General features: G+C 57.2%; 6 protein-coding genes. 1 reads left to right on the plus strand and 5 read right to left on the minus strand.

Annotated elements, in window-relative coordinates; translation table 11 throughout:
- The 3 genes from M0974_RS26125 to M0974_RS26135 form a co-directional block, all read right to left on the minus strand.
- Positions 1–1,254: TonB-dependent siderophore receptor (locus M0974_RS26125; RefSeq protein ID WP_297843920.1), on the minus strand; the 1,254-nt coding region annotated here is incomplete at its 3' end.
- 4 nt (positions 1,255–1,258) lie between these two features.
- Positions 1,259–2,032 carry an ABC transporter ATP-binding protein gene (locus M0974_RS26130; RefSeq protein ID WP_297843922.1) on the minus strand — a complete coding sequence of 258 codons (774 nt, stop codon included), beginning with the start codon at positions 2,030–2,032 and terminating at the stop codon, positions 1,259–1,261.
- Positions 2,029–3,069 (minus strand): iron ABC transporter permease, encoded by a 1,041-nt coding sequence (locus M0974_RS26135; protein ID WP_297843925.1) that lies wholly within the window; start codon positions 3,067–3,069, stop codon positions 2,029–2,031. The genes M0974_RS26130 and M0974_RS26135 overlap by 4 nt, the downstream gene beginning before the upstream one ends.
- 610 nt (positions 3,070–3,679) lie before the next feature.
- Between M0974_RS26135 and M0974_RS26140 the strand changes: the two genes are divergently transcribed.
- Positions 3,680–5,005 (plus strand): OprD family porin, encoded by a 1,326-nt coding sequence (locus tag M0974_RS26140; protein WP_297843928.1) that lies wholly within the window; start codon positions 3,680–3,682, stop codon positions 5,003–5,005.
- Between the two features lie 64 nt (positions 5,006–5,069).
- Here the strand turns inward: M0974_RS26140 and M0974_RS26145 are convergent, their stop codons facing one another.
- Together M0974_RS26145 and M0974_RS26150 are read right to left on the minus strand one after the other, a co-directional pair.
- Entirely contained in the window at positions 5,070–6,437 is a 1,368-nt protein-coding gene (locus M0974_RS26145) for an ATP-binding protein (RefSeq protein WP_297843929.1), read from the minus strand.
- Positions 6,434–6,829, minus strand: a 396-nt coding sequence (locus M0974_RS26150) for a response regulator transcription factor (RefSeq protein ID WP_297843931.1), incomplete at its 5' end; no start/stop codon positions are given. The genes M0974_RS26145 and M0974_RS26150, both read right to left, overlap by 4 nt.

The following is a 6,829-nucleotide window of genomic DNA, read 5'->3' on the forward strand; positions in this document are numbered from 1 at the left end:
CTGCGTAGCTTTGGCCGACTGATAGCGGTCGGTGAAGTCCGGGTAGTTTGGCTCAGGGAAGTTTTGCGGCGAACCGAGGCTCGACGTGCCCAGGGTTTGCGTACTGCCGGCGACCGGGTTGTAGTTGCGCCACTGGAAACCACTGACGCCGACGGTCAGGTCATGGCTGATCGGACCAGTCATGACTCGACCATTCAAGTTCGCCAGGTAGCTGTTGATGGTAAAGCGGCTGGCGGTGGCGCTGGACACCGTAGAGGTGTATTTACCGGCCTGATTGAGCAGGGTATTGGTAACGCCGGTGCTTTCACGGTCGGCAATTTGCCGCAGCCAGCCGACATCAAGGTTCCAGTTGCCGTCGAAGTCGTGCTTGAGGTGCAGGCTGCCAGTTTGGGTGGTGTTGTTATCCCCGGCGTAGTTCTGCCCAAGGTTGCTCTTGGTCGGGTCGAACGCCTTGGGAAAGGCTTGCCCGGTGGCCAGCGCGAATTTGCCCGGCGCGCCTTTGTTCAGGTAGTTGTACTGACTGAAGTTGGTTTCCAGCACGGTGCTGTCATTGATTTGCAGGTCGGCAGCCAGACTGACCAACTGTCGACGCAAGGTGCTGCCGGGATTGTAGCCCTGGCCCTGTTCGTCCATCAGGTTAACCCGGTATTTGAGCTTGCCAGCCGGGTCGAAGGGGCCACTGAGGTCGGCCGCCTTGAGCCACGTCAGACCGGTGCCGACGCCCACCGTCAGCCGGTTGCGGGTGAAGTCAGTCGGTCGCTTGGAAATGAAGTTGAACGTCCCGGCCGGGTTTGCCGGTCCGTACAGTGAACCGGCCAAACCGTTCAGCACCTGAACGTTATCGAACTGCTCGGCTGGGTAATCGGTGGTCGACACCACGTTGAGGCCATCAAGTCGGCTGTTCTGCACCACACTGCCTTGCATGCCACGGGTTTGTGGACGCGCGCCATCGCCCTGAACCGAGGGGATCAAGCGAATGATGTCCTTGACGCTCTTGAATTGCTGGCTGTCGATCAAGTCCCGTGGCACGACATTCAGCGCATACGGGGTGTCTTGCAGCTTGCGTTCACCCAACGGGCCGAGGGTGGCGGACTTGTTGCGCGCTGCTTCATGATCGGTTTCGGCGGGGCTCAGCGGTTGGCTGGTGACGTCGATGGGTTTCAATTCAACAGGCGCATCGTCAGCGGCATGCGCCATGGTCACGGCAAGCGCTAACAGCAAAGGTGCGAAAGGCAGTGCGCGGTACGAGATCATCGGTCTATGACTCTAGAGGAACGAAAAAACGGTGAGGGGGGCTGTCGATCTGGCGCACCTTGATCTGGTACAGGCGCTGGATCAGATCGGCGTTAATGACATCCCGTGGTAGCCCGTCTGCGACGAGCCGGCCTTGGTCCAGCACCCAGGCACGGTTGGCAGACGCCAGTGCATGTTCGGGTCGATGGGTGCTGGCGAGAATGGCCAAACCCTGGTTGGCAAGGTTTTCCAAGTGCTGCAACAGGCGCAATTGATGGCCGTAATCAAGGCCGGTCACCGGTTCGTCAAGGACGATCAAGCGCGCCTGCTGCACCAGTGCGCGCGCGATCAGGACCAGTTGGCGTTCGCCGCCAGACAGCTCGGTGTAGGTGCGCTCGGCCAAGGTTTCGATGCCCATTTCGGCCAACGCCCGTTCGGTCGCGACATGGTCATCGCGACTGGGTGCCTGTCCGAGGCCATTCAGTGGCAGGCGACCCTGAACCACGATCTGTCGCACGCTAAAGGGAAAACTCGGTGTATGACTCTGCGGCACATAGGCCATGAGCCTGGCGATGGATCGACGCTTGAGGCTACTTTGCGGTTTACCCTCAAGCAGCACCTCGCCCGCATGGGGGCGCAGCAAGCCAAGAAGAATACGCAACAGTGTGCTTTTGCCTGCACCGTTGGCGCCGAGCAAGGCGATGTTATCGCCGGGCCGGATGCTCAGCGAAATACCGCCAAGCACCGTGCGACTGCCGAGGCGGTAGTGCAGATCCCGGGCTTCGAGCAGCGCGCTCATAACCAACCCCGACGCACGCGGTTAAGTACCAGCACGAAGGCGATGGCGCCGAGCAGTTCCGTGATGATACCCAAGGGGATTTCACCGGCTGTGAGTGAGCGCGCGAGGCTGTCGGCGGCCAGCAAAAAGCACGCACCCAAGCAGGCGCTCAGCGGCAATAAACGCGCGTTGCCCGGTCCCACCAACAGCCGCGCCAAATGCGGAACTAACAAACCGACCCAACCCACCATGCCGGCGATACTCACTGTTAGCGCGCAGATTAGCGTCGCCAGCACAATCACCCCGTAGCGGATCAGTTGCACCGGAATGCCCAGGCTATGCGCTTCGTCATCGCTGAGTGAAAGCCCATCGATTAAGCGTCCCAGCAGGCACAGCGCGATGATCGCCACGGCCAGGGTTGGTGCCGTCCACCACAACGCGGCAGTGTCCACGGCGCTCAGGCTGCCGAGCATCCAATAGACGATGGCGGGCAACTGGTCCAGCGGATCGGCCATGTACTTGACGATCGACAGCAGGGCAGTGAACAGCGCATTGCTGACAATGCCGCCCAGTACCAGCATCAGGATCGATCCGCTACTGAACATCGCTGCAATGGCGACACCCAAACCGACGGCCAACAAACCGCCGACACCGCCCAGCACCGGCACCCACAGCCCGTGCAGTCCCAGCACAATGCCCAACGCTGCACCAAAAGCGCAGCCGCTGAGAACGCCGAGCAAGCCGGGTGACACCAGCGGGTTGCGAAACACCGCTTGATAAGCGCCGCCTGCCACTGACAAACCGGCACCGACCAGCATCGCGCCGAGAATGCGCGGCAGCCGTGCCTCGACGATCACGCTGTGCAGCAATTGCAAGCGCTCGGTCGGCATGCTGCCAATCCCGCACGTGGCCAACAGCCAGTGAGCCAGCTCGATCACCGCTACGGGATAGCGGCCGACCGTAAGCGAGAGCAGGGCGGCAATCAGCATTAAAACCAGACCGATCCATGGCCAGGCACTGCGGTTGACGGTCACCGGAAAGGGGTCTGCGAAAGACAAAAGCTGGACCGCATGGGAGGGAAACTCAGGAATTCAGGCGCTGTATAAAAAACTATATAGCGAGAATTGTCACAGGATATTTTGCTCAGCGCAAACGGTGTTGTGGGCTCGAAACGTGAATTCGAAACATTTACGCTCTGCAGCGGCTAGCAATTAGTTTGGTGCACCACCAAGGGGCTTAGTTTTGTTTTTAGCGCGAAATAAGTGCAACTAATAACAGAAGAATTAAATAGAGCAAAAAAAAGCCGCACCACAAACGTGGGCGGCTAAATATATGCATCAGAGCAATTGAGCGATGAGAGTCTCAACTCTCACCACGCTACCACTGCATGGGAAGTTCAATTGGTTAAATTTATTTAACTAACTTTATCGCCTTTTTCGACACGCCAGAAACTGCAGTCGTGATACAAAGACGGCACGCATGGGGGGGCTGCAACACTATAAAAACGGGCCCTGAAGAGAAAATACACCGTGTGATAGCTGGGTTAATACCAATAAGGCAAATGCCGAGCTGCTGTTCAACGTCCGCAAAAAAACGAAGAAGTCACCGCATCGGAAGTCTTGGTGCTGGCACACGTTTGGACGTCAATAAATCAGGGGAATGAAGAAGATGATTGTTAAGTATTGCAGTGCCACTGCACTTGCCGTTTCGGCAGCACTATCGCAAATGGCATGGGCGGAGAGCGTCACCGATCAGGCCGAGGCCAAAGGATTTGTAGAAGGCAGTAGTGCAACAGCGTTGCTGCGTAACTATTACTTAAACCGCAATCGTGAAAACGGTAAAGCCGATAATCGCGATTGGACCCAGGGTTTTCAAGCTAACTTCAGCTCAGGTTTTACCCAAGGTACCGTTGGTTTTGGCGTAGATGCATACGGCTATCTGGGTCTGAAACTCAATGGCGACGAAAAATATGCAGGCACCGGCAACCTGCCGGTGGACTCCAGTGGTGACCCTAAAGACAGCTACGGCTCGGTCGGCGGCAGTCTGAAGATGCGGATCTCCAAGACCATGCTTCGCTACGGTAACCTGCAGCCTACGGCCCCCGTGTTTGCGGTCGGCGGCAGTCGTTTGTTTCCACAAACGGCCACTGGCTTCAACTTGAACAGCAGCGAAATTGCAGGCCTGGACCTTGAAGCAGGTCGCTACACCAGCACCAACAGTGGCATGACCAGTAACCATGATCATGAGATTTATGCCACCTACGCGAACGTTACCTCTAACAGCGCTACCTTCGCAGGCGGTAAATACTCGATCAACCCTAACTGGACTGCGACGTTCTATGGGGCGGAACTCAAGGATGTCTGGAACCAGTACTACGCCAACACTAACTACACGTTGCCGTTGACCGATTCCCAAGCGCTTAACTTTGACTTCAACTTGTACCGCACGACGGACGAGGGCCAAGCCAAGGCCGGCGACATCAGCAACACCACGTACTCTATGGCGGCTGCCTATTCCTTCCTGTCGGCCCACACGGTCACCCTGTCGTTCCAGAAAGTTAATGGCGACACACCTTTCGATTACATCGGTACGGGTGATAACGGTGCGGGTGAAGGTGGCGACTCTATTTTCCTTAACAACTCAGTTCAATGGTCCGACTTCAACGGACCGGGTGAGCGCTCATTCGGCGTTCGCTATGACTTGAACATGACCACCTACGGTGTGCCGGGCTTGAGCTTCATGGCGCGTTACTTGAACGGTTCTAACATCGACGGCACTCATACTCCGACTGGTAGCGCATACGCTGGCTTATACGGCGAAGATGGCAAGCACCACGAGACCGACATCGAAGCCAAATATGTAGTTCAGACCGGTCCTGCGAAGGATCTTTCCTTCCGCATCCGCCAGGCTTTCCACACCGCCAACGCCGATCAGGGTGAAGGTGATTTGAGCGAGTTCCGCCTGATCGTTGATTACCCGATCACGCTGTTGTAACTCAAGCTACACGCTACAAGTTACACGCCCGAGAAGATCGTTTGATCTCTCGGGCGTGTTTGTTTCAACTCCCTTCGGTAGTGCTGAACACCACACGCAATCCAGGCGCAGCATCCTCAAGCGCCAATTGAAATCGATGGGTACGCGCCACCGCTGCGACAATCGCCAGTCCCAAGCCATCACCTGGAATATTCTGCGTGTGCTGGCCGCGATCAAACCTGAGCAACACACTTTCCCGTTCGTGCTCAACGATGCCCGGACCGTTGTCCTGGACTTCGATGCGTGTACGGTGGTCGATGCGCACTAGGCGCAACTCGATGGTGCCACCCGCGGGGGTGAATTTAAGCGCGTTATCCAGCAGATTCATCAGCGCTTCCATCAACATCTCGCGATCAGCCTGCAGAGGAGGGGCCTGATCCATCGACAGCGTCAAACGGATACCAGCTTCTTCAGCAACTGCCTCGTAGCTCTCGAACATTTCCTGCAGCAACTCACCCGGTGAGAAGTGGCTCATGCCTGCCTGGCGTGCCTGGCTGTCGATTTCGGCAATGCGCTGTAACGCTCTGAAACGGCGCAACAGTAGATCGGTCGCGGTCAGCGCCTTCTCCAGCCGTACTTGCTGTTTCTCGGGGGATGCCTGACCCCATTGCTCCAATGTCCGATGCAGCTGCATGCGCAGGGTGTTCAGCGGGGTTCGCAAGTCATGGGCGACGTTATCACCGATGCTTTTCACGTTATCCAGCAGCCGTTCCACCTCTTCCATCATTTGATTGACCAGCGCAGACAGCATGTCTAGCTCGTCACCGCGCCTGGACACCGGCAATCGCTGGGATAAATCGCCCTCAGCGATGCGTTGACTGACCACCTGCAGGATGCCCACGCGGCGCAGCGGCTTGTAGCCCAAAAATGTGCCGACAGCGAGGCCGCCAAGTACAATCAATGCGCCGCTCCATACCAGCGCGTTGAGTAATATGCTGCGCAGTCGGGACAGGGTTTTGGTGTCATAACCCACAAACAGAATCTGACCGTGTGGCAAGCGTTTGGCTAATGCCCGAGAACCCCGCTGAAAACCGGGTGCGTACAGTTCATAGGGTTTGCCATTGAACTGCAGGTCTTTGGGCAGTGTGGCAACGTCTCCACCGAGGTGTTTGCCATCGGCGCCGAACAACCCGAGAGAATAGACGTCACGCACATCGCCAATCGCCAGCCGGTCGAGTTCCTTAGGCATTTCGTCCGTCTTCAGGTATAGCAACGAGCGCATTTGGCCCTGCACGTTATTGTCGGCCTGATGGACCAGATAGGTCGCGATTTGCCAATAGATCAGACTGACCAACGCGATGACCCCGACCAGCAATGTCAGCGAGTAATACATCGTCAGGCGAAAGGTCGTGGTGCGGCGCAGGCTGGGACGCAATTCAGGGCGCGAGATCATGCGTCCTTGTGTCCGAGGATAAAGCCTGAGCCGCGCAGAGTAGTAATCGTCAGTTGGCACTCAAGGCTCTCAAGCTTGCGTCTCAGGCGCGTGAGGTGCACATCGATCAGTTTGGTGCCGGGGTCGAAGTGGTAGCCCCACACCGACTCGAAAATTAGCGGTCGGGTGACGACGTTACCGGCGTTGCGCATCAGGAACTCCAGCAAGCGAAACTCGGTGGCAGGCAACACCGTGCGCTGGGTTGCGCACACCGCGGTTCGATTCAGCAGGTCAAGCTCAAGATCGGCGACCCGTAGCCAGGTTTCACGTTCTGAATCAAGGGCGTGCCGGCGCAACAGCACTTCTATTCGGGTGGCCATCTCTTCGGACACGAAAGGTTTGACCAGATAGTC

This window comes from Pseudomonas sp. (assembly GCF_026224925.1).
Taxonomy (GTDB): Bacteria; Pseudomonadota; Gammaproteobacteria; order Pseudomonadales; family Pseudomonadaceae; genus Aquipseudomonas.

Bases quoted from the DNA above. Each gene is read 5' to 3' on its own strand.
- M0974_RS26140 (WP_297843928.1), top strand. From the start codon at position 3,680: ATGATTGTTAAGTATTGCAGTGCCACTGCACTTGCCGTTTCGGCAGCA.
- M0974_RS26130 (WP_297843922.1), bottom strand. From the start codon at position 2,032: ATGAGCGCGCTGCTCGAAGCCCGGGATCTGCACTACCGCCTCGGCAGT.
- M0974_RS26145 (WP_297843929.1), bottom strand. From the start codon at position 6,437: ATGATCTCGCGCCCTGAATTGCGTCCCAGCCTGCGCCGCACCACGACC.